Annotated in this window: 1 protein-coding gene; it reads right to left on the bottom strand. The window is 62.6% G+C overall.

Annotated features, from left to right (window positions below):
• Positions 1 to 1,008 (bottom strand): SDR family NAD(P)-dependent oxidoreductase (locus ACZ6WW_RS23555; RefSeq protein ID WP_465276342.1); only part of this gene is annotated, 1,008 nt, incomplete at both ends.

Raw genomic sequence — 1,008 nt, 5'->3', positions numbered from 1 at the left:
CCGGCGATCACCATCCGCTGGCTCTGCCCGCTCGCCATCGCCTGCCGTAACGCCAGCACACCACTGTCGCTGGCCAACGCGTGCATCCCCAACTGCTGCACCAGCATCGCGCGCGTGGCCGCATCCACCTGCATACCGCCCTCATCCCACAACGGCCAGTTCACCGACAGCGTGCGACCATGACGCTGGCCCTGGGTGACCTGTTCGCTACGGTAATGCGCGAAGGCGTCCATAAACGCATTTGCCGCCGCATAGTCCGCCTGCCCCACATTACCCACCGCACCGGCAATCGATGAGAAGCAGATAAAACAGTCCAGCGCCATGTCGCGACTGGCTTCGTCCAGATTCAACGTGCCGGCCACCTTTGCGCTCAGCACCTCATGCAATTGCTGTGGTGTCTTCTTCGCGATAAAGCTGTCGCGCACCACGCCGGCACTATGGATGATGCCGTCCAGGCTTTCGAACTCTTCCGGAATACCGCGTACCAGTTGGGTCAGTGCCAGCGCATCGCTGACGTCGACGGCGTGATAGCGCACGACCGCCCCAAGCGTTTCCAGTTCACGGATATGCGCCTGAATGCCTTCGTTCAACGGCGAGCGGCCGGTGAGAATCAGCACCGCGTTCCTGGCCTGGTGCGCTATCTCGCGCGCAAAGATCAGCCCCAGGCCACCGGCGCCACCCGTGATCAGATAGACACCCTGAGCCTTCCAAGGTGAGCCTGCAGCACCCACCTCCGCCTGCTCGGCCCAGCCGGCGACCTGGCGTTCGCTATCGACGTAACGCAGGTGCAGCGAACCGGCATCGCGATTTTCGAGCAACGCCTGCGCCACGTTCTGATCGGCCTGAACGCGGATCATCTGACCGATGATGCGTGGATTTTCCAGTTGCGCCGTACGCAACATCCCGCTCAGTCCGGCCATGACCTGACCTTCGCCGTACCCGGGCACGACGACCTGGATCAGATGCTTGCCGGGTTGCCCGTTGAGCGACTGGATCTGTTCCAGCAAC

Source organism: Dyella sp. NPDC103356 (assembly GCF_055584465.1).
The sequence above is the reverse complement of the archived record's forward strand: the minus strand, read 5'-3'. Positions and strand labels throughout refer to the sequence as shown.